This is a genomic window from Streptomyces sp. NPDC032126 (assembly GCF_055580085.1).
On record NZ_JBVIMA010000001.1, the window covers coordinates 1,891,450 to 1,911,113 of the forward strand.

Annotated in this window: 18 protein-coding genes, 1 pseudogene and 1 riboswitch; of the genes and pseudogenes, 1 reads left to right on the forward strand and 18 read right to left on the reverse strand. The window is 70.7% G+C overall.

Translation table 11 applies throughout. The features are described from left to right. Positions 1 to 261: 261 nt before the first annotated feature. Positions 262 to 612 (forward strand): annotated as a pseudogene (locus ACZ5NW_RS08015) (transposase); the annotation flags it as partial. Positions 613 to 765: 153 nt separating this feature from the next. On the opposite strand, the gene cynS reads toward ACZ5NW_RS08015, so the two are convergent. The 18 genes from cynS to ACZ5NW_RS08105 form a co-directional block, all read right to left on the reverse strand. Continuing rightward, a complete protein-coding gene (gene cynS, locus ACZ5NW_RS08020; protein ID WP_468742860.1) occupies positions 766 to 1,236 on the reverse strand; it encodes a cyanase in 471 nt (156 codons plus the stop codon). Positions 1,237 to 1,342: 106 nt separating this feature from the next. Further along, entirely contained in the window at positions 1,343 to 2,137 is a 795-nt protein-coding gene (locus tag ACZ5NW_RS08025) for an effector-associated constant component EACC1 (protein ID WP_468742861.1), read from the reverse strand. Positions 2,138 to 2,663: 526 nt separating this feature from the next. Continuing rightward, positions 2,664 to 3,707, reverse strand: a complete 1,044-nt coding sequence (locus tag ACZ5NW_RS08030) for an LLM class flavin-dependent oxidoreductase (protein ID WP_468742862.1) — start codon at positions 3,705 to 3,707, stop codon at positions 2,664 to 2,666. A gap of 7 nt (positions 3,708 to 3,714) precedes the next feature. After that, positions 3,715 to 5,394, reverse strand: a complete 1,680-nt coding sequence (locus ACZ5NW_RS08035; RefSeq protein WP_468742863.1) for a dipeptide ABC transporter ATP-binding protein — start codon at positions 5,392 to 5,394, stop codon at positions 3,715 to 3,717. Further along, positions 5,391 to 6,320 carry an ABC transporter permease gene (locus ACZ5NW_RS08040; RefSeq protein ID WP_468742864.1) on the reverse strand — a complete coding sequence of 310 codons (930 nt, stop codon included), beginning with the start codon at positions 6,318 to 6,320 and terminating at the stop codon, positions 5,391 to 5,393. The genes ACZ5NW_RS08035 and ACZ5NW_RS08040 overlap by 4 nt, the downstream gene beginning before the upstream one ends. Continuing rightward, positions 6,317 to 7,276 (reverse strand): ABC transporter permease, encoded by a 960-nt coding sequence (locus tag ACZ5NW_RS08045; RefSeq protein ID WP_468742865.1) that lies wholly within the window; start codon positions 7,274 to 7,276, stop codon positions 6,317 to 6,319. The genes ACZ5NW_RS08040 and ACZ5NW_RS08045 overlap by 4 nt, the downstream gene beginning before the upstream one ends. 3 nt (positions 7,277 to 7,279) lie before the next feature. Then, positions 7,280 to 8,899 carry an ABC transporter substrate-binding protein gene (locus ACZ5NW_RS08050; protein ID WP_468742866.1) on the reverse strand — a complete coding sequence of 540 codons (1,620 nt, stop codon included), beginning with the start codon at positions 8,897 to 8,899 and terminating at the stop codon, positions 7,280 to 7,282. Between the two features lie 215 nt (positions 8,900 to 9,114). Next, entirely contained in the window at positions 9,115 to 9,234 is a 120-nt protein-coding gene (locus ACZ5NW_RS08055) for a putative leader peptide (protein WP_468742867.1), read from the reverse strand. Between the two features lie 35 nt (positions 9,235 to 9,269). Then, a riboswitch (SAM riboswitch) is annotated at positions 9,270 to 9,382 on the reverse strand. 139 nt (positions 9,383 to 9,521) lie between these two features. After that, positions 9,522 to 10,346: a DUF1684 domain-containing protein gene (locus tag ACZ5NW_RS08060; RefSeq protein ID WP_468742868.1), complete on the reverse strand. Its 825-nt coding sequence runs from the start codon at positions 10,344 to 10,346 to the stop codon at positions 9,522 to 9,524. A 57-nt stretch (positions 10,347 to 10,403) separates the two neighbouring features. Continuing rightward, positions 10,404 to 11,327 carry an LLM class F420-dependent oxidoreductase gene (locus ACZ5NW_RS08065; RefSeq protein WP_468742869.1) on the reverse strand — a complete coding sequence of 308 codons (924 nt, stop codon included), beginning with the start codon at positions 11,325 to 11,327 and terminating at the stop codon, positions 10,404 to 10,406. A 76-nt stretch (positions 11,328 to 11,403) separates the two neighbouring features. After that, on the reverse strand, positions 11,404 to 12,804 hold the full coding sequence (locus ACZ5NW_RS08070; RefSeq protein WP_468742870.1) for an NtaA/DmoA family FMN-dependent monooxygenase: 1,401 nt from the start codon (positions 12,802 to 12,804) through the stop codon (positions 11,404 to 11,406). After that, on the reverse strand, positions 12,801 to 13,907 hold the full coding sequence (locus ACZ5NW_RS08075; protein WP_468742871.1) for an LLM class flavin-dependent oxidoreductase: 1,107 nt from the start codon (positions 13,905 to 13,907) through the stop codon (positions 12,801 to 12,803). Before ACZ5NW_RS08075 ends, ACZ5NW_RS08070 begins: the two co-directional genes overlap by 4 nt. Before the next feature lie 318 nt (positions 13,908 to 14,225). Continuing rightward, positions 14,226 to 14,729, reverse strand: a complete 504-nt coding sequence (locus ACZ5NW_RS08080; RefSeq protein WP_468742872.1) for a P-loop nucleotide/nucleoside kinase family protein — start codon at positions 14,727 to 14,729, stop codon at positions 14,226 to 14,228. Positions 14,730 to 14,732: 3 nt separating this feature from the next. Then, positions 14,733 to 15,800, reverse strand: coding sequence for a phosphotransferase enzyme family protein (locus ACZ5NW_RS08085; protein WP_468742873.1), 1,068 nt, complete (start codon positions 15,798 to 15,800; stop codon positions 14,733 to 14,735). After that, positions 15,797 to 16,558: an ABC transporter ATP-binding protein gene (locus tag ACZ5NW_RS08090; RefSeq protein ID WP_468742874.1), complete on the reverse strand. Its 762-nt coding sequence runs from the start codon at positions 16,556 to 16,558 to the stop codon at positions 15,797 to 15,799. The genes ACZ5NW_RS08085 and ACZ5NW_RS08090 overlap by 4 nt, the downstream gene beginning before the upstream one ends. Beyond that, a complete protein-coding gene (locus ACZ5NW_RS08095; RefSeq protein WP_468742875.1) occupies positions 16,555 to 17,316 on the reverse strand; it encodes an ABC transporter permease in 762 nt (253 codons plus the stop codon). Before ACZ5NW_RS08095 ends, ACZ5NW_RS08090 begins: the two co-directional genes overlap by 4 nt. Beyond that, complete coding sequence (locus ACZ5NW_RS08100) at positions 17,313 to 18,344, reverse strand: ABC transporter substrate-binding protein (RefSeq protein ID WP_468742876.1); 1,032 nt, start codon at positions 18,342 to 18,344, stop codon at positions 17,313 to 17,315. The genes ACZ5NW_RS08095 and ACZ5NW_RS08100 overlap by 4 nt, the downstream gene beginning before the upstream one ends. Before the next feature lie 112 nt (positions 18,345 to 18,456). Then, positions 18,457 to 19,377, reverse strand: a complete 921-nt coding sequence (locus tag ACZ5NW_RS08105; RefSeq protein WP_468742877.1) for an ABC transporter substrate-binding protein — start codon at positions 19,375 to 19,377, stop codon at positions 18,457 to 18,459. Positions 19,378 to 19,664 lie beyond the last annotated feature (287 nt).

Here is a 19,664-nt window from a genome sequence, read left to right on the forward strand (position 1 = left end):
TGTCACCGCCCCATGGGGCTCACCGAGTACGCTTTCCAAGACCGGTTCGCCGTGCCGGCCTCGCCGGTGACGGGCGACCCAGACCAGGCTGTCGATCAGCTCGTACGGAACAAAGTAGCGGACTGCTTCGACCGTGATGGTGGACTTCCAGCTGACGCGCCGGGTGGTGCCGGACGCGGCAGCGGATGCAGCCGGCTGCTGGACGTCTGGATCGGCATCTTGAGGCACGGGACTGACATTGCCTAGAGCCGTATCGGCGGCGTCTATGAGGGCGGTGCGGCTCCAGGCGATCGAAGACCCGAGACGGTCATCGCCGACATGGCGTACTCGTCACGGGAGGTCCGACAGGACCTGCGGCGCCGGGGCATCCGCGCAGTCATCCCGGAGCGGACCGACCGAAGGGCCAATCGGCAGCGCCACGGCAGAGCGGGTGGCAAACCACCGGCCTTCGACCGCGAGCTCTACAAAGCCCGCAACGTGGTCGAGCGCTGCTTCAGCCGCCTCAAGCAATTCCGAGCCATCGCAACGCGCTTCGACAAGCTGGCAACCCGCTACCGGGCCGGACTCCACATCGCCTCACTCATCCTTTGGCTCCGCCGACCCGCTCACTAACGACTGCCAGGCATGGCCTAGCGGCTGTCGTTCTGACTGATCCCGTGGCCGGAGTGAGCGCAAGGCCCCGCCGCCTCACCGCGACCCCATGCCGTGCTGGGGCCCGGTGAGGCGGCGGGGGCCCGTAGTGGCGGCCCTGGTCGCTCGGCTGGGTCAGAAGGGCTTGGTGGGCAGGTACTTGCCGTCCAGGGTGATCACCACGCGCTCGCCGCCCTCGGGGTCGGCGACCTTCTTCACATCGAGCTTGAAGTTGATCGCGCTCATGATGCCGTCGCCGAACTGCTCGTGGATCAGGGCCTTGAGTGTGGTGCCGTAGACCTGGACGATCTCGTAGAAGCGGTAGATCGTCGGGTCGGTCGGGACGCCGCCGGGGATGGAGCCGCGGACCGGGATGGTCTGCAGCAGTACGGCCGCCTCCTCATCCAGGTCCAGCAGTTCGGCGACCGCCTTCGCCGCGGCCTCCGGCAGGGGATGCTGACCCAACAGGGCGGCGGTGGTGAATGCGACCGACAGGCCGCTGGCGTCGGCGAGCTGTTGCCAGGACAGGTCCTTGCGCGTCTTGGCCTCGACGACTTCGGCGGCCAGAGCCTGGCGAGCAGCGGGGTCGAACTGGGCGTGCACCATGAGGTGTTCCTTTCCTACGCGCCGGCACCACGGCGGGCACAGCGGACGCGAACGGTCGGGGGACCAGACTGCCGGACGGCGGCCTGGAGGAGAGGGACAAGACGGCTCAGGCCGCCAGGGCGGCGGGTGAACCCGTGCCGGGGCCGAGTTGGTCGACCGCGCCGGTGGCAATGCCGTAAACCCAGCCGCGCAGCGTGAGCGTCTTCGCGGCCAGGCCCCGGCCGACGCAAGGATGCGTCGCCAGGTTCGCCAGCTGGGCGATCACGTTGCTCCGCACCAGAGCTGCGCGGCGCCCCCCGGTTGCGAGCCGGGGCCATGAGGCGCAGAGCGCCGAGGGCAAGGGAGGTCGGCAGCGCGAAGCGAGGGAGCAGGGCGCGCAGCGCACTGGGACCGCCTGCCGCGTCCCGCACCGCCGACCGGCATGCATTCGGGCGGCACCGCACCCCCCTCCGGAAAAGGGCAGAGCAGTTGCCGCGCCCGGCGGCTGGTACAGGTGCCTCGGCGAGCGTGCAGCGCTCGAGGTGCCCGGCCCCCGCAGCCGTCCGTGCCAGGGACGTCCCGGCGGCGCGCCCGGTCGGTTCGGCTGGACTCCCGGCGACCTGAGGTCCGCACGGCGTTGCACCAGCCAGGTCGACAGGGACCGGGCCAGCACGGCTCCCGCTCCGCCGGAGCCCAGCGCGGCCCCCATCTGCCCCGGCTGCGGCGTCCGGGCCGGCAGCTCCACCCGGCCGCGCAGCGCTTCTTCCGCAACCAGCCAATCCGACAGCGACACCAGATACGTCTCTGTCTCCACACCCTGCTCGGCCGATACCCGCACTCTCAAAGTCCGGCCTGCAGACGGGGTTTGACTGTTCTCACGATTCTCCACAAGGCCATCGTGCCAACAACAGCTGCCCAACACCCCAGATACCTCACATCAGTTGGCGCCACGAGGGTGCATCCCGCGCATCATCCTGTCCGGCGGCCTACGCCGAGCCGGAGTCGGGGTCGCGTGTGGGCGACGCGCCGTCCCTACGGCAGGTCGTTGGGGCCGCCGATCGAGCCGCTCAGCTCCATCACCCGCGCAAGCCGACATAGACGGCCGGGCCGTCCGCCGGCACCCGGAAGATCTCCTCGCGTCGAACAATTTCGTGTCAGAAGGCGAGCCGGACGTCGTGGTCGGCTGTGATGATCACTGGCTGGATGGTGGACAGGGCACTCCTGGCGAGAACGGTCCAGACCTTGTCGGCGACGCTCACCAGGAGGTCCTCGAGACCGGCACTCGGCTCGGTCCTCGATGCGTGTGTCGCGGCGATGGTGACGAAGTCGGCGATCGTTCCTGCGTCTCTTTCATCGGCGTAGCCGCCCCGCCTCGGTGAAGCGGTGGCCGTCCGCGAGCGGCTCGCGGGTGTGAACCTCCAGTCGCACGGCCGGTTCCGGAAGGGGACTCATCGGACGGCTGCCTCCTGCGCCGTCAGGGACGCCGGGTGCCAGCCGAGCTCTGGTGCGATCAGGTGTCGTACGTCATGCAGGATCTGTTCGTACTCCTCCCGATGGAACTCGTACGGCAGTTCCAGGCGCAGCTCCGACACCTCCGCGAGGACGGGATCGGCGGTCAGCTGCTCCAGGATCTGCTCGGCGGTGCCCACCACGTCGGGGGCGAACAGGGTGCGTTTCGGGCCCTGAGGGGCCAGGGTCCGTGCGTGGCGGCCGGCCGCGTACGCGCGGTAGCGGGCCCGGCCGGCCGCGTCGGCGCTGTCGAAGGGGACGATGACCCGGCCGAGCGCGACTCGGGCCGGAGTGCTCGCGGAGAGCGTGCGGCGGTACTCGGTCAGCAGGCTCAGTTGGGCCGTGGTGAAGTCGTCGGTGCCTTCGCCGGTGACGATGTTGCCGGTCAGCAGGCTCAGGCCGTTCTCGGCGGCCCAGCGGACCGAGCGCAGGCTTCCGCCGCCGTACCAAACGCGGTGCGTCAGAGCGGGGTTGTGCGGTTGCAGGCGCGGTCGCTGGACGTTGCCCGGTGAGTGGATGACCGTGTCCGGGCCGCCGAGGTAGTCGCCGCGCAGGTGGTCGAGGACGCGGGCGATCCTGCCGTACGAGAGGTCGTAGTCGCGCCAGTTCCCGTCGTGTACGAGGTCGCCGAGCAGGTCGGCGTGCGGCATGCCGGTGCTGAAGCCGATCTGGAGGCGCCCCCGGGACAGCACGTCGGCCAGGGCCAGGTCCTCGGCGAGGCGGAAGGGGTTCTCGTAGCCGATCGGGATGACCGCGGTGCCCAGTTCGATGCGCTCGGTGCGTTGGCCGGCCGCGGCGAGGAAAACGGCGGCCGAGCCGACGCCGTGTTCGAGGTGACGCTGTCTGATCCAGGCGCCGTCGAAGCCCAACCGTTCGCCGTACTCGAAGAGTTGGAGCGTCTCCTCCAGGCCCGTGTACGGGTCGTCGTCGGCGAAGTTGCCGGGGGTGAGGAAGGCCAGTGACGTGATGGTGGGAGTGCTCATGCGGCCCTCAGCTCGTAGTGGATTCGGCGGTGGCGGGGAAGGGGACGCGGCCGCCGGGGATCGCCGCGAGCAGCTCGCGGGTGTACGCGTGGCGGGGGCGGGTGAACAGTTCCTCCGGCGGGCCTGTCTCGACGATCCGGCCGGACCGCATGACGGCGACCTGGTGCGCGATCTGGCGTACGACGGCCAGGTCGTGGGAGATGAAGAGGTACGCCACCCCCGTGTCGGCCTGCAACTCGGCGAGCAGGTCCAGGACTTGGGCCTGTACGGACACGTCGAGCGCGGAGACCGGCTCGTCGCACACCACCAGGTCGGGGGAGAGGGCGAGGGCGCGGGCGATCGCCACCCGCTGCCGCTGCCCGCCCGACAACTCCGCAGGACGGCGCTCCAGCGTGGCGGCGGGCAGTGCCACCCGGTCGAGCAGTTCGCGGGCCCGGGCGAGCCGGGACGTGCGGTCGCCGACCTTGAAGGCGCGCAGCGGCTCGGTGATCACCTCGCCGATGGAGAAGCGGGGATCGAGGGAGGCGTAGGGGCTCTGATAGACGAGCTGGGCGCGGCGGCGCAGCTCTCTGGCCCGGGCGCCGCGCGCGGTGGTGACGTCGCTGCCGTCGAACAGGATGTGTCCGGCACTCGCGTCGGTGAGCCGGAGGGCCAGGCGGGCGGTGGTGGACTTGCCCGAGCCCGACTCACCGACCAACGCGAGGGTTTGACCGCGATGGAGCGTGAAGCTGACGTCGTCGACCGCGCGCAGGACCTGGGGGCCGTCCCCGGTGCGGGGCAGCCTGAACTCTTTGACGAGATGGCGGACTTCGACCAGGGGGACCGCATCGGCCTTCGGCGCGGAGGCCGGGGTGCGGGGCCGGGCGGTGGTCAAGCTCGGTGCGCTGGCCAGCAGTCGGCGGGTGTACTCATGCTGGGGGTTGGCGAGGATGTCATGGGTCGGGCCCGCTTCCACGACCCTGCCCTGGGACATGACCACCAGGCGCTGCGCTCGGTCGGCGGCGACCCCGAGGTCGTGGGTGACGAGCAGGACCGCGGTGCCCGACTCCTCGGTGAGGCGCTGGAGATGGTCGAGGATGACCCGCTGCACGGTGACGTCGAGCGCGCTGGTGGGCTCGTCGGCGATGATCAGCTCGGGTCTGGCCGCGATGGCGATGGCGATCAGGGCGCGTTGGCGCATGCCGCCGGACAGTTCGTGCGGGTACTGCCGTGCGCGGGTGGCCGCGTCGGGCAGCCCGGCCCGGTCCAGGACGGCGATCGCCTCGGCCGGGGCTGAGCGGCGGGTCGCCAGGCCGTGGATGCGCAGCACCTCGGCGACCTGGTCGCCGATCCGCTTGACCGGGTTCAGGGAGACCGTCGGATCCTGGGGGACCAGCCCGATCCGCGCGCCGCGCACGGTGCGCAGCTCCGCCTCCGACAGTGTGGCCAGGTCGTGCCGGCCGAAGCGGACCGTGCCCGCGTCGATGGTGCCGTTGGCCGCCAGCAGGCGGGTGACGGCGTGGGCGGTCGTGCTCTTGCCCGAGCCGGATTCGCCGACCACGGCGGTCACTTGCCCGGGCAGGACATCGATGTCCACGCCCCGGACGGCCGGGACCGTGCCGCCGCGGGTGCGGTACGACACGGACAGGCCGCGTATCTCCAGCAGTGGTGTGGTCACGTCCTCACCGTTCTCACGTTCGTCGGTCATCGCTGCCGGGACCATTCGCCGTCCAGCGCTCGGGCGATGCGGTTGGTGGCCAGTACGGTCGCGGCGATCGTCAGCCCCGGCAGCGCGGTCAGCCACCAGGCGTTGGCGAGGTAGTTGCGGCCGTCGGAGATCAACGTCCCCCATTCCGGGGCGGGCGGCGGCGCGCCGTAGCCGAGGAAGCTCAGCGCCGACACGGCCAGGATGGAGGTGCCGAAGTCCAGGGTGGCCAGGACGATCACCGGGCCGGCGGCGTTGGGCAGCACATGCCGGCCCAGCACCGAGTACCAGCGGGCCCCGCACGCGCGTGACGCCTCCACGAACACCGCCTGCCGCACCCGCAGGACCTCGGCCCGCGCCACCCGGGCGAACGAGGCGACGCTGGCGATGCCGACCGCGAACGCCACCTTCACCGTCCCGTACCCGAGCGCGGTGACCAGGGCGAGCGACAGGAAGAGCGCGGGAATGGACAGCAGGACGTCGACGAAGCGCATCAGTACGTCGTCCACCCAGCGGCCGACGAACCCGGCGACCACGCCGAGTAGTCCGCCGACCACGAACGCGACCAGGACCGCGATGATCGTTGCCTTGAGGGAGAGTTGGGCACCATGGACGACACGGGAGAAGACATCGCGGCCCAGTTCGTCCGTACCGAACCAGTGACTGCCGCTCGGAGCACGGAAGTTCTCGGAGGGCACCCCCTTCAACGGGTCCTGCGAGGTGAACAGGTCCGGCCAGAACGAGGCCAGCACCACCAGGAGGAGGACGGTCCCCGACAGCAGCAGACCGGGGCGGCGCAGCAGGAACCGCCGTAGGTCCGCACGGCGGCCCGGCGCCGAGGCCGTTTTCGGTCCTGTCTCGACCGGCCGGGCGAGGCCGAGGGCGGCGTCGGCCGGGTCGTCGATGTCGTCGACAAGGCTCTGACTCATGCGAAGCTCGCCCTTCTGTCCGAGGCCACCACGATCCGCGGGTCGAGCTGCGGATAGATCAGGTCGACGAGCAGATTCGTCGCCACGAAGATCAGCGCCCCGAACACCACCACCCCCTGGACCAGCGGGATGTCCTGCACGGTGACCGCCGCCGCGGTCACCCGGCCGAGGCCGTCGCGGGAGAACACCGTCTCGACGACCACCGAACCGGCGATCAGCTGCCCGACCAGCAGGCCTACGACGGTCAGCGCGGGCAGGGACGCGTTGCGCAGCGCGTGCCGCAGATGCACCCGCCACCGGCCGGCGCCCTTGGCCCGGGCGGTCTCCACGTAAGCCTGGTCCAGCGCGGTGAGCAGGCTCTTGGCCAGCACCTGGGCGACCAGCGCGCCGGTCGGGATCGCCAGCGTGACGGCGGGCAGCACCAGTCCTCGCAGTCCGTCGTTGCCGAATGCCGGGAACCAGTGCAGCCGGAAGGAGAACACCTCGACGAGCAGCAGCCCCACCCAGAACGTCGGCACCGACACCCCCAGCGGGGGCAGCGACAGCAGGAGCTGCCGCAGCCACCGCCGCGAGGTGTACGTCGCCACCACCGCGAGACCCCCGCCGAGCAGCACCGCCAACAGCAGTGCGGCACCGGTCAGTTGGAGGGTCTGCGGTAGCGCGTCGGCCAGCGTGGAGGTCACCGGGCGGCCCGTGGAGACCGCGTCGCCGAAGTCCCCGCGCACCGCCCGGCCCAGATAGTCGGCGTACTGCGCCAGGATCGGCTTGTCGAAGCCGTACTCGTGCCGCAGCGCGGCCAGCCGGGCCGGGTCGACGTCCCCCGAGTCCATCCCGGCACCGGCCATCGCGGTGACCGGGTCACCGGGCAGGAAGTCCAGCACCAGGAACGACACCGTGTACGCCGCCCACAGCACCCCGACCGCCTGCGCCAGTCGCTTGATCACATAGCGGCGCATGCGCTAGCCGATCCAGGTGTCGTGCAGCTGGATGCGGCTGCCCGAGTCGAAGGCGAGATCGTGCACCTTCTTCGTCACGGCCAGCTGGGTCTGGAGCTCCACCACCGGCACGTTGTACGCGTTCTGCACGATCAGCTTCTGCGCCTCGGCCACCAGCTGCTTGCGCTTGGCCGTGTCCGTGGTCGCGGCCTGCCCGGACAGTGTGGTGTCCAGCGAACTGGCGGGCAGGCGGTAGAAGTTGGCCAGCTGCGTGGAGAAGGAGCTGCGCAGGATGTCCGGGTCCGAGCGGGTCACGTTGCCCCACACCAGGTCGAAGTCGCCGCCCTGGAGGGTGGTGGCGAACTGGCTGACCTGGCCCTGCTTGAGCGTCACGTCGATCCCGACGGCCTTCAGCTGCTGCTGGACGAGTTCCAGTGCGGGCTGGTTGGTGGCCGCGTTGGGGAACCAGCTGATGGCCAGGCTGAGCTTCTTGCCGTCCTTGGCGCGGATGCCGTCACTGCCCGGCTGCCAACCGGCCGCGTCCAGCAGGGACTTGGCCTTGGCCGCGTCGAAGGCGAGGTCCGTGGAGAGGTCGGTGTAGTCGGGCGTGGTGTGCGCCAGGACACTGGTCGCCGGCTTGGTGCCGGTAGGGAACACGGTATCGGCGATCTGCTTGCGGTCGACGGCGGCGAGGATCGCCTGGCGCACCTTCACGTCCTTCAGGACGGGCCGCGAGTTGTTGATCCCCAGCCCGAACACCACGCCCGGGTTGGCCCGGCGCAGGAGGGTCACCTGACCGCCCTTGAGGGCCGCCTCGTTGGCCTTGCCGACGCTGCTGATCGCGTCCACCTGCCCGGACTGAAGACTGCCGGCCCGCACCCCCGCCTCCGGCACGACCTTGAACACCAGCTTGTCCAGGTATGCCTCGCCCTTCTTGGACCACAGCGAGGAGCCCCAGGCGTATCCGGTGCGCTTGGCCAGGGTGATCGACTGGTTCTGCACGTACTGCTTCAGCACGAACGGCCCCGACCCGACGACGCCGTCGCTGCACTTCTGCTGCGGGGTCTTCTTGACGCTCGCCGACGACTCGATGCCCAGTGAGTGGGTCGAAGTCGCCTGGAGGAACTGGGCGTTGGGCTCCTTGAAGGTCACCTTGACGGTGAGCGGGTCCACCGCGGTGGTGCTCTTGACGCTGCTCAGATAGCCCTGGGCGAGGACGCCGAGGGCGCCGAGCTTCGGCACGGCGTCGAAGTTGTCCTTGACGACCTGCGCGGTCAGCTGGGAGCCGTCGCTGAAGGTGACACCCGGGCGCAGATGGAACGTGAACTGGGTGGCGTCGGAGTTGATGTCCCAGCTCTTGGCCAGCCACGGCACGATCTTGCCGGTCTCGGGGTCCTGGTCGGTCAGGGAGTCCACGGTCTGGCGTACCGAGTAGATGCTTTCGTTGCTGCCGACCTGCTGCGGGTCCACGCAGCCGGCGTCCGAACCCACCGCGAAGGTCAGGGTGCCGCCGGACGTCGGCTTGCCGTTGCTGTCGCCGGAGCCGTCGGAGCCGGATCCGCAGGCGGTCAGCAGCACGCTGGTGGTGAGAAGGGCGGTCAGCGTCGCCCATCGGGGGGATCTGAAATCCGGAAGTGCTGTCACGGAGTGGTTCTCCTCCTCATGTCACCAGGCACGGGGTGCCGTACGAGGCACGGGCGCGCATGGCTGTGCGGCCCCGGCCGGCGCGGTGCCGGTGGCGGGGAGCGCTGTGCAGACAGGGATCAGGGGAAACGGGGATCCGGCAGAAGAGCGGGATCAGGCGGAGACGGGTGCGGCGACGACCGGTGCCGGACGTCGACCGGCGGTGGGAACGCCCGTCAGGCCTGACAGAGACAGCTGGTCGAGCGCTTCAGGTCGATGTGCCGGCGGCGCGAGAGCCGGGAGAACACCGTGGCGACGGCGAAGGAGGCGCTGAGGTCATCGCTGTGACGACGCATGCCGGTCCTCCCCATCTCCGGGCCCGCTCAAGGGGGCCACGCGCTTGCGGGATCATCGATGATCCCGCCGGGCTTTCACCTGGAGCACCCCACCGCGCGGGAGGGTTGCCGGTCAGCCAGCCAGGGCTTGACGCTGACACTCAATGCCGTTCTTGATCGTACGGAGCGGACTTGTCGTGCGTCAATGCCGCAACCGGGACGAGCCGTGCCTGGGCGTGCACGGGCGGGGCTCAGCCGCGTTCCCCATGAGCTGTCCGCCCGAGACGCCGTGCAGGACTGAGCGCGGCTCAGGACCCGCCGCGCTCGCGGGGGATCTTCTGGCCCGCCTCGATCGCCACCGGAAGGCGGTTCTCGGCCGGGGGCAGTGGGCAGGTGGCCAGGTCCGTGTAGGCGCACGGCAGGTTCGTGGCGCGGTTGAAGTCCAGGACGACGCTGCCGTCGGCGGCGGGCGGTTCGAGGGCCAGGGAGCGGTTGGCGGCGTAGGTGGTGACTCCGGAGGTCGCGTCCGTGAACAGCACCAGCAGCCGGCCAGCACCATGTCCGGGGAACGCGGTCAGGGACAGTTGACGTCCGTCGAGCTCGAACTCGATCCTGCCCGGAGCGTCGTACACGTGCTCAAGGCCCTCGACCGCGGCGCCCACGGTGGTCGGGCGGGGCTCGTCGAAGGGAAGGTAGCGGCCGCTCACGACCCACCGGGGATCGGGCGCGTAGGCCGGTGTCCCGGTGAACGCCGTACGCAGCGGCGCGTCCGGGTGCCGGGGGCGGACGATGTCGTTGCCGCCGCGCTTGGCGACCTCGATGACGGCGTCGCCCCAGACCGCGTCGACGCCGCCGCGTTCGGGAAGCACACCGAAGTGGTGTTCGCCCCGCACCGGCGTTCCGTCGACGACCAGTTCCTCACCGTCGGCGAGGTTCACGACGACTCCGTCGGGGCCGGTGCGCCAGGTGCCGGGCGCGTCGGGGAAGCGCTGCGGCCGGTCGTCGAGCCAGTGCAGGCCGGTGATCGCCAGGAACCCGTGCGGGGCGGCGAGCCGGGCCTCGTGGGCGTCGTGCCACTCCCGCCAGTTGTCGATGAAGGCCTGGAGATCCGTTGCGGTGGCCTCGGTGGTCATGAGTTCTCCTTGAAGGGTGGAGGGCGTTGGGCCGGGCCGGTGGCCCGACAGGCGTACTCATTCGGCCAGTTCGCCGAGGAGTGCCCAGGTGCGTCGGCGGTCCGCTTCTCCGGCGATCTCGGTGCCGGAGAAGACGACCTCGGTGGCCCCGGCGTCGCGGTAACGCCGTACCTCGGCCGCCACCGCCTTCTCGTCGCCGATCACGGCCAGGTCGGCGGCGCGTCGGCCGCCGGAGAGTTCGATGACGCGTGCGTAGGACGGGATGCGTTCGTAGAACGCGAGGTTCTCGGTGGCCTTCGCCCGCACCGACTCCACGTCGTCCGTGACCACGCCCGGTACGAGGGCCACGATCCGGGGCGAGGGACGGCCGGCTGCCTCGGCCGCGGCGGTCAGGGCGGGGACGATGTGTTCGTCCAGGGCCCGCGGTCCCGCCAGATAGGGCAGGATCCCGTCCGCCAGCTCACCGCTGACCCGCAGTGCTTGCGGCCCCATCGCGGCGACCAGCAGGGGTACGCCGTTCTCCGCGCCCGGTACACGCGCCGGGATCGGGGTGGTGGCGGTGAGCAGCTCACCATGGAAGTCGGCCGTGCCGGTCTCGGTCAACTGCCGTAGAGCGGTGAGGAATTCACGCAGGCGCGCGATGGGACGTTCGAAGGGCAGGCCGAAGCCGGTCTCCGTCAGCAGTTTCGTGCCCAGGGCCAGACCGAGGTGATAGCGGCCGTGGGTCGCGGCCTGGGCGGTCTGGGCCTGGCTGGAGACGAGCAGCGGGTGGCGACCGAAGACGGGGATCGCGGAGGTGCCCACCTGCAGTGCGGGCACCTCGCGCCCGACGATGGCCGCGAGCTGGGGTGAGTCCGCGCCGAAGGTCTGCCCGAACCAGGCCGACCGCAGACCCGCTGCCGCGGCCTCCTGGGCCAGCCGCACGGTGGCGTCGACCTGGTTTGGGGCGTCGGACGCGTTGAGGGCTACTCCAACAGTCATGTCAGCCAGAACGGGTGTTTGGCGAACCGGCATTCCAGTTCGTGTGTGACAGCTTCATGTCGGTCATGTGAGGCGGTCAGCCCGCTTGCCTGCGGTCGGGGGCGGATCGGTGGGTGAGGGGTTCGCGCAGGCCGAGGTGGTCGCGGAGGGTGGTGCCGGTGTAGTCGGTGCGGTAGACGCCCCGTTCCTGCAGTTCCGGGACGAGCAGGTCGACGATGTCGTCGAGGCCGTCGGGGATGAGGTAGGGCGTGACGTTGAAGCCGTCGACCGCGCCGTGCCGTACGTAGTGGGCGAACTTGTCGGCCAGGGCGGACGGGGTGCCCACGTGGCCGCGCTGCGGGCCGAGAGCGATGACGGTCTCGCGCAGTGACCAGCCGTGCGTCTCCGCCTTGGCCCGCCATTCGGCCACGACGGCGCGCGGGTCGGCGATGCGCCGGGCACCGAAGGAGCCGTCGTTCTCGGCGACGACCGGGTCCTCCTTGGGCAGTGGCCCGTCGGCGTCGCGGTCGGAGAGGTCGATGCCCCACAGGAGCCCGGCGATGCCCAAGGCCGTTGCGGGGGTGACCTGTTGGAGGCGAATCCAGCGCTTCTTCTCCTGGGCCTCCTCCTCCGTGGCACCGATGATGATCTCGGTGCCGGGCAGGATCCGCAGGTCGTCGTCGGGGCGGCCGACGGCGCGCAGGCGGGTGCGGATGTCCACGGCGAAGGCGAGCGCGTCGTCGAAGTCGTTGCCGTGCGCGGAGAAGATGACGTCGGCGTTGCGGGCGGCGAAGTCGCGTCCCTCACCCGAGTCACCGGCCTGGAAGATCATCGGGTGGCCTTGGGCGCTGCGCGGGAGTGTCGGGGCGAGGTTCACGTCGAACTGCGGTCCGCGGTGGCGCACTTGGCGTACGGCACCGGGCACCGACCAACTCCGTGCGCCCGCGGAGTCGGCGATCGCTCCGTCCTCCCAGCCGTCCCAGATCGCGCGGGCCACGGTGAGGAACTCCTCGGCGCGGTGGTAGCGGTCGGCGTGGTCGAGATAGCCGCCGCGGCGGAAGTTCGCGCCGGTCCAGGCGTTGTCCGTGGTCACGACGTTCCAGCCGGCGCGGCCCTCGGAGAGCAGGTCGAGCCCGGAGAGGCGGCGGGCGAGATCGGCGGGCTCGTTGAAGGTGGAGTTGGAGGTGGAGACCAGGCCGATCCGGCGGGTGACTGCGGCCAGCGCCGCGAGCTGGGTGATGGCGTCCGGCCGTCCGGCCACGTCGAGGTCGTGGATCCTGCCGTCGACCTCGCGCAGCCGCAGCCCCTCACCGAGGAAGAACGCGTCGAACAGGCCCCGCTCGGCGGTCTGCGCGACCTTGCGGAAGGAGGCGGGGTCGATCTGCGAACCGCTGTCCGGGGCGGACCAGATCGTCCAGTGGTTCACCCCCTGGAAGAACACCCCGAAGTGCAGCTGGGCGTCCGGGCGGGGGACGTCGAGGGGATCGGTGCGGGTCATCGGGCGTCCTCCTGGGCGGCCACGGCTGCGGCGGCGAAGCGGTTGGCGGGGCGCTCCAGCCCCAGGGTCGAGCGCAGGGACGTACCGGGCAGCGGGCGGGCGGTGAGGCGCTGCTCGGAGAGGGCCGGCAGGACGAGGCGGGAGAGGACGGGCAGGTCCTCGTCCAGCACCAGCGGATGCAGCCGTACGCCGTCCGCGCGACGACTCAACTCGCCAAGAAGCCTGACCAGTTGGTCGGCGGAGCCGACGTGGCGCAGCCTTCCCCGGTCGGCCCATGGCGCGTGCCGTTCCAGGTCGGCGACGCGCTCGGCGGCCGAGGCGCCGGGCGTGTCGAGCGCCACCTCGACCTCGGCGAAGACGCGGGGCGTGCCCGCGGCTGCGGCGGCCGCGCCGACTGCCGAGAGGTCGCGGCCCTCGACGAGAGCGACGTCGAGTTGCGCGGCGGGCACCCGGTCCGGCCGGCCCAGAACGACGAGCTGGCCCTGCGGCGGGCGCGGCACGATCGCTGGGCCTTTGACGGCGTACGTCTGGCCGGTGAAGTCGATGTAGTGGAGCCGTTCGCGGTCGAGGTAGCGGCTCGTGGCCACGGAACGGATGACCGCGTCGTCCTCCCACGAGTCCCACAGGGCCCGGGCCACCTCGACTCCGTCCCGGGACTCCCGGGCCCGCGCGGCGGCGTCGGCGACCGGCGGCCGCCCCCAGGCACGGGCTGCCTCGGGACGTTCCTCCTCCGCCACCACCCATCCGGCGCGGCCGGCGGAGATGTGGTCCAGGGACGCCAACTGGCTGGAGACATGGAAGGGTTCGGCATACGTGACCGGGACGACGGGCGCGATGCCGATGGTGCTCGTGGACGCCGCGACGAAGGCCGCCCGCTCCACCGCGCCGATACGGCCCACCGGATCGGGCGAGGCCCCGGGCGGCAGCACGCCGTCGTTCAGGGTGATCAGGGTGAACCCGGCGTTCTCGGCCACGGCGGCGACCCGGGCCACGCGGCGCGGGGAGAGCAACTGGTCGGGCGAATGGGCGGCGCGGCGCCAGGCCGCGGGGTGGGCGCCGTCACCGTCGAGCTCGACGGCGAGGTGCAGGGCAGGACCGGACAAGGGGCGTTCCTTCCGAGATGTACGCGAACTCGTCGCCGTAAGGCACGCGGCGCGAGGCCACGACGAGACAGCCGGCGGGACGGGCCGGCAGGGGTCAGACGCGTACGGAAGGACAGACGGCGGAGGAGGTACGGCAGTAGTCGACATGCCGCCGGGTGATCAGCCGCGCACCCGTGCACGCACCCTGGGGTGCCGCGCCAGGTACGTCCATCGAAGGCCTCCACCGGTCAGGAACTTGCTTGTTCAACGTACGTCGTTGACCCCTGCGAATGTCAAGGGCGCTTGTGCACCGCGCGTCGTACCGCAGCCAGGTGCCCTTCAGCCCGACCGGATGCGGGCGAGCAGCGCGGCCAGTGACTCGCGCGGTTCCTGCCCGGCCGTGTCGACGACGACGCGCTCGCGGTCCCATGGCTCGTATTCCCGGTCGACGACCTGCTGCCAATCCGGCAACGGCAGGTCAGGAATGTCGACGGACCGTGAGGTCAGGCGGCGTCGGTGTTCTGCCGGGTCGGAGCAGACCACCTCCACCTCGAAGACGGGCACACCTACCCCGATGCCCGTGGCCCGCCAGGCGTCCCGCGTCACACTCAGCGGGTTCACCGACTCGGCGATCACGGTCAGTCCCTGCCTCAGATGCTCCTCGGCCAGGGCGTAGCCAACGACGTAACCCACCGGGCCGACGGGGTGCTGTGCCAGTCCGGAGCGGACGATCGCCTGCTCGATGGTGTCCACCCTCAGGTGGACCGCACCGATCCGGGCCGCCAGGAGACGGGCGAGGGTGGTCTTGCCGGTGCCGGGCAGGCCGCCCAGGACGATGAGCACGGTTCAGCCTTTCGTCAGTCGCCGCAGGAGGCGCTTGCCCTCAGCGCCGGAGAACCACTCCGCGTGGCCGACGTAATAGTCGTAGGCCAGGCGGGTGTTGGGCGCCGAGCGGGTGATGCCGTGGAAGTAGCCGAGCTCGGAGAGCGCGAACTCCGCGTGGACCAACGGCAGTAGCGCGGGGAGTGCGGCCGATTCGTCGGCTGTCAGTGGTCGCACGGAACGGTAGCCGTCCAGGAGGGCCACGGCGTCCTCCTCGCGTACCGGGTAGCCGGGTTGGAGCCATTGGACGGCGTTGCGTTCGATGGCCGTGGCGAGGTCGTGCACGGCGGTGGTGCGGTCGCTCATGCCGAAGTCCAGGACCGTGGCCACCTGGCCGTCGGCGTCCCACAGCAGGTTGGAGGCGTGCCAGTCGTTGTGGGTCCAGAGGGGGGCGAGTCCGTCGAGGTGTGGGGTGAGCCGCTCGTGCAGTGGTAGCAGGACGCGTTCGGTGTCCTCGCGCCACGGGAACTGCTTGAGGGCTGCGGCCAGTTCGGGCCGCTCGGCCACATGGTGTTCCAGGGCGAGCAGGGGCTCGCTGGACGCGAACACCGTGAACGAAGCGACCAGCGGCTGCACTTGGCGGCGTGGCGCGTCGAATCCCTCCGCCGCCAGGTGCAGCCGGGCGAGCGCTTCACCGGCCGCGCGCGCGTGCACGGCGGACCGGAACGGCGACCAGGACAGCGCGTCCCGGTACAGGTCCATGCCGACGCCGGCCGAGTGGACCTCGTACGTCCACTCACCGCGCTCCGCCGCGTCCAGTACCTCCACCACCGGGGCGCCGTGGCGTCGCAGATGGCGCAGGAACGCGTGCTCCTCGGCCAGCCCTTCAAGGGCTCGTACGGTGATGTGGTGCCGTTTCACGAACAGGCGCCGCCCGTCCCGCTCGACGACCGCCGCCGCCGACAGCGGACGCGGGCTGCGCCACACCACCCGTGCCGGGCCGACGACATCGGTCACCTCGGCGTCCGTGAGCGGTGTCCAGTCGGGTTCGACCGGGTCGGTGCCCAGGCCGTGCGCCAGATGTGAACTCACGCCGTCTTCACCGCCGTTGTGCCGCGCAGAGCCTCCAGGACCCGGCGTTCGGTCGCCGCGAACTCGGGTGCGGTGAAGTCCGTAGCGCCGCGCGGGCGGGGGAGTGGCACGTCGACGCGCTCCACGACCGTGGCGGGGCGCGGGGACAGCACATGGACGGTGTCCGCGAGCAGGACCGCCTCGCGGATGTCGTGGGTGACCAGGACGACGGTCCAGCGGTGGCGTTGCCACATGTCGGCCAGCCAGAGTTGCATGTCGGTCCGGGTGAGCGAGTCCAGTGCGCCGAACGGCTCGTCCAGCAGCAGGACCGGCCGCTCCAGCACCACCGTGCGCAGCAGCGCCGCTCGCTGCCGCATGCCGCCGCTGAGCTGGGACGGATACGCCTTCTGGAAGCCGTCGAGCCCGAAGTCGGCGAACAGCGCGTCGGCCCGCGCCCGCGCCTCCCGCTTCCGCACCCCCTGGGCCTCAAGGCCCAGTGCCGTGTTGTCGAGGACGGTCCGCCACGGGAACAGCAGATCCTTCTGCGGCATGTAGGCGACCTTGCCGGACTCCACCGAGGCCGGTTCGCCCTCCACCAGGACCTGTCCCGACGTGGGGTGGTCGAGACCGGAGATCAGGTTGAACAGGGTGCTCTTGCCGGAGCCGCTCGGTCCGATGACCGCCGCGAACTCGCCCTGTTCGACGGTGAGGTCGAGGTTTCGCAGAACTTCGAGCTGGTCGAAGGACTTGCCCACGCCCTCGATCCGCAGACTACTCACTTGCCCACCTTCCGTTCCCACGGCAGAACCAGCCGTTGCAGCAGATAGGTGGCCCCGAACAGCGCGATGCTCAGCGCCGCCGTCACCCCCACCGCCGCGAACACGAGGTCCGTACGGAACGCGCTCTTCTGCGCCTGCATATAGATCCCGAGGCCCGCCTCGGCGCCCGCGTACTCGGCGAAGACGGCTCCGACGACGGCGTAGGTGATGCTCACCCGCAGCCCGGCGAAGAAGTACGGCATCGCGCTCGGGACGCGCACCAGACGGAAGGCCCGCCACCGGCCCGCGCCCAGGGAACGCAGCAGTCGCATCGCCTCGCGGTCGGTCGCCGCGAAGCCGGCGGCCAGGTTGGCGGCCAGCGGGAAGAACGTCGTCAGGGTCACGACCAGCATCTTCGGCAGCAGCCCGAAACCGAACCAGATGATCAGCAGGGGCGCCACGGCGACGATCGGGATCGTCTGCGAGGCGACCAGCAGCGGATACAGGCCCCGGCGGGCCGCCGAGGAGAAGTCCAGCAGGACGGCGACCAGCCAGGCCGCCGCGAAGGACAGCGCGAAGCCGAGGAGGGTCTCCTGGAGCGTGGGCAGGGTCTGCGTCCACAGCTCCGCACGGTTCAGCCAGCCCTGTTCCACCACGCGAGCCGGGGACGGCAGCGTCATCGGATCGACCCCGGCGGCGCTCACATACAGCTGCCAGCCGCCGACCACGACGGTCAGCACCAGCAGCGGCGGCCACAACGACCGCAGCAGCGAGGTCACTTGGCGGCCGGGAGGTAGTCGTTGCTGAAGAAGGCCGAGGTGTCCGGGGCCTTGGTGAGCTTCTTGCCGTCGGCGTCCACCAGCAGCCCCGCCTGGTACTCGAAGTCGGTGAAGGCCTGCCAGCGCTCGGCGCTCTGGGTGCCGATCGTGCCGTCCGCCGCCTTGTAGTACTCCTTGGCCAGCAGCGCCTCGCTCTTCTTCACCAGTTCGGTGTTGGTGAGCACGCTCTTGTTCTGGGAGATCAGCAGGTCGGCCGCCTGGTCGGGGTGGTCGGCGGCGTAGCGGTAGCCCTTGTCGAGGGCCGCCACGAACTTCTTCGCGACCGCCGGGTTCTTCTTCAGGAACTGGTCCGAGGACGCGACGAGCGTGGAGTAGATCGCCGGGAAGCCGTAGTCCGACAGCTGGAAGTTCTTCAGCGGCTTGCCGCTCAGCTCCGCCTCCAGGCCCTCCCAGGTCGGCATCGGCATCGCGAAGTCGGCCTTGCCCGCGTAAAGGGCGGCGTACGCGGAGGTGTTGAGGGTGAACTGCTTGAAGTCGCCCTTGCCGCCCGCGTTCTGGATGACCTTCTGGAGCAGCGGCTTCTCGTAGGGGGCACCGAAACCGGCGTACGTCTTGCCGTCGAGGTCCTTGGGAGAGGCGACGTCGGTGCGGCTCGCGCGTACGGCGATGGTCACGTTCGTCTTCTGCGTGACCGCGTACACGGAGGTGATGTCCGCGCCGGCCGCCCGTGCGGTCGTCACGCCCTCCTGGTAGGAGATGCCGAAGTCGGCCTTGTGGTTCGCGAGTAGCGTCTCGGGCGCGGTGGAGCCGTACGGCACGATCTTCAGGTCGATCCCGGCGTCCTTGAACCAGCCCTTGGCCTGGGCGACGTAGATGCCGGTGTGGTTGGTGTTGGGCGTCCAGTCCAGGGCGAGGGTGACGGTCGTGGTGCCGTCCTTCGCGGCGGCCGAGGAGTCGGCCTGGCATCCCGTGGTGACGGCGAGCAGGGAGGTCGCGGCTATGGCGGACAGCAGGGTACGGCGGTGCATGACGGGTCCTTCGTAGGGAGGGGAGACAGGCAGGCTGTGCGAGGCGGTCAGGCCCGACACAGCGCGCTGGCCACTCGCTTGAAGTCGACGGCGAGCCGCCGGGTCAGAAACGTCACGCGGCCACGTCCAGCAGGCCGTTGGTGAAGGACCTGTCCCAGTCCCGGTCGTGCGCGATGGCGCCGTTCTCCGCGAGCCAGTGCGCGTACGGGCCCATCCGGCTCTCGTCGATGACGCCCCAACGGCCGTCCGGATCCGTCCAGGTGGGGGCGATCAGGGCGAGCGAGCGGGCGATGAGCGGGCGGGGGAAGTACGGGATCACGCCCTCCAGCAGCGTCAGAGTGTCGTCCTGCTCACGTGCGGCGGCGGCATAGCCCCGGGCCGTGACGGCGAGGAAGTCCCGGACGAGTGAGGGTCGTTCGGCGAGCAGGGACTCGCTCGTGCCCAGCAGATAGCTGTGGTAGCGGGGTGCGCCGATCTCGTCCACCGGCCAGGTCAGCCGCCGTTCCTCGGGCAGGTCGCCGCGCAGGGCGTCCCAGGACCAGTAGCTGCCGAAGGTGGCGTCGGCCTCGCCGGCCTCGATGTCGTCGACGGTCAGCTCGCGGGTGCCGGCGTCGACGAGGAGCACGGCGTCGGGGTCGCCGCCGTCGGCCGCGACCAGGTGGCGGACCATGGCACGGCCGCGTGGGGTCGGGTTGAGAGCGAGGCGTCGGCCGGCGAGGTCGCGGGGGCGGGTGATGCCGGTCGAGGTGGTGGTCTGGATCGCCTCCAGGCCACGGTGGTTGACGGCCGCCACCGCGATCAGCGGCTGACCGTGGGTGGCGCGGCGAGCGAGCAGCCGGTTCGGCGGGAAGATCCCGAAGTCCACCTCGCCCCGTGCCAGGTACTCGAGGGTGTCACCACGTCCCGGATCCTGGACGACCAGTTCCACGTCGAGCCCGGCCTCGGCGAACCAGCCACGGGCACGGGAGACGTACAGACCTGCTGAATTCGGCCAAGGGTGGAAATAATCGAGCATGACCCGGATGTGCGGCATGGCGGTACTCCGAAGAGGGTGCGCGAGAGCGCGAGGTGAACGGTGAGAGGGGGGTGAGGAGCGTCAGCGACAACAACAGGAGCAGCGCACCGGGGTGTGGGACACCGGTCGCTTCGGCTCGACTGCTGCAGACACGTGAACTCCTACGCGGGACGCCTGGCTGGCGTGGTTGGTGCGGTCGGCGTCCCCATGGGGACCGCGTTCGAAGGAACGGATCCCAGACGCCCTCTCAGCCCAGCCGGGTAGGGGCTCCCGCGTAGATGGCCGAAACCATAACGGCATACCCG

Coding starts and splice junctions, on each gene's coding strand:
- cynS (WP_468742860.1), bottom strand. CDS start 1,236: ATGGTGCACGCCCAGTTCGACCCCGCTGCTCGCCAGGCTCTGGCCGCC.
- ACZ5NW_RS08030 (WP_468742862.1), bottom strand. CDS start 3,707: ATGAGCACTCCCACCATCACGTCACTGGCCTTCCTCACCCCCGGCAAC.
- ACZ5NW_RS08035 (WP_468742863.1), bottom strand. CDS start 5,394: ATGACCGACGAACGTGAGAACGGTGAGGACGTGACCACACCACTGCTG.
- ACZ5NW_RS08040 (WP_468742864.1), bottom strand. CDS start 6,320: ATGAGTCAGAGCCTTGTCGACGACATCGACGACCCGGCCGACGCCGCC.
- ACZ5NW_RS08045 (WP_468742865.1), bottom strand. CDS start 7,276: ATGCGCCGCTATGTGATCAAGCGACTGGCGCAGGCGGTCGGGGTGCTG.
- ACZ5NW_RS08055 (WP_468742867.1), bottom strand. CDS start 9,234: ATGCGTCGTCACAGCGATGACCTCAGCGCCTCCTTCGCCGTCGCCACG.
- ACZ5NW_RS08060 (WP_468742868.1), bottom strand. CDS start 10,346: ATGACCACCGAGGCCACCGCAACGGATCTCCAGGCCTTCATCGACAAC.
- ACZ5NW_RS08065 (WP_468742869.1), bottom strand. CDS start 11,327: ATGACTGTTGGAGTAGCCCTCAACGCGTCCGACGCCCCAAACCAGGTC.
- ACZ5NW_RS08070 (WP_468742870.1), bottom strand. CDS start 12,804: ATGACCCGCACCGATCCCCTCGACGTCCCCCGCCCGGACGCCCAGCTG.
- ACZ5NW_RS08100 (WP_468742876.1), bottom strand. CDS start 18,344: ATGCACCGCCGTACCCTGCTGTCCGCCATAGCCGCGACCTCCCTGCTC.
- ACZ5NW_RS08105 (WP_468742877.1), bottom strand. CDS start 19,377: ATGCCGCACATCCGGGTCATGCTCGATTATTTCCACCCTTGGCCGAAT.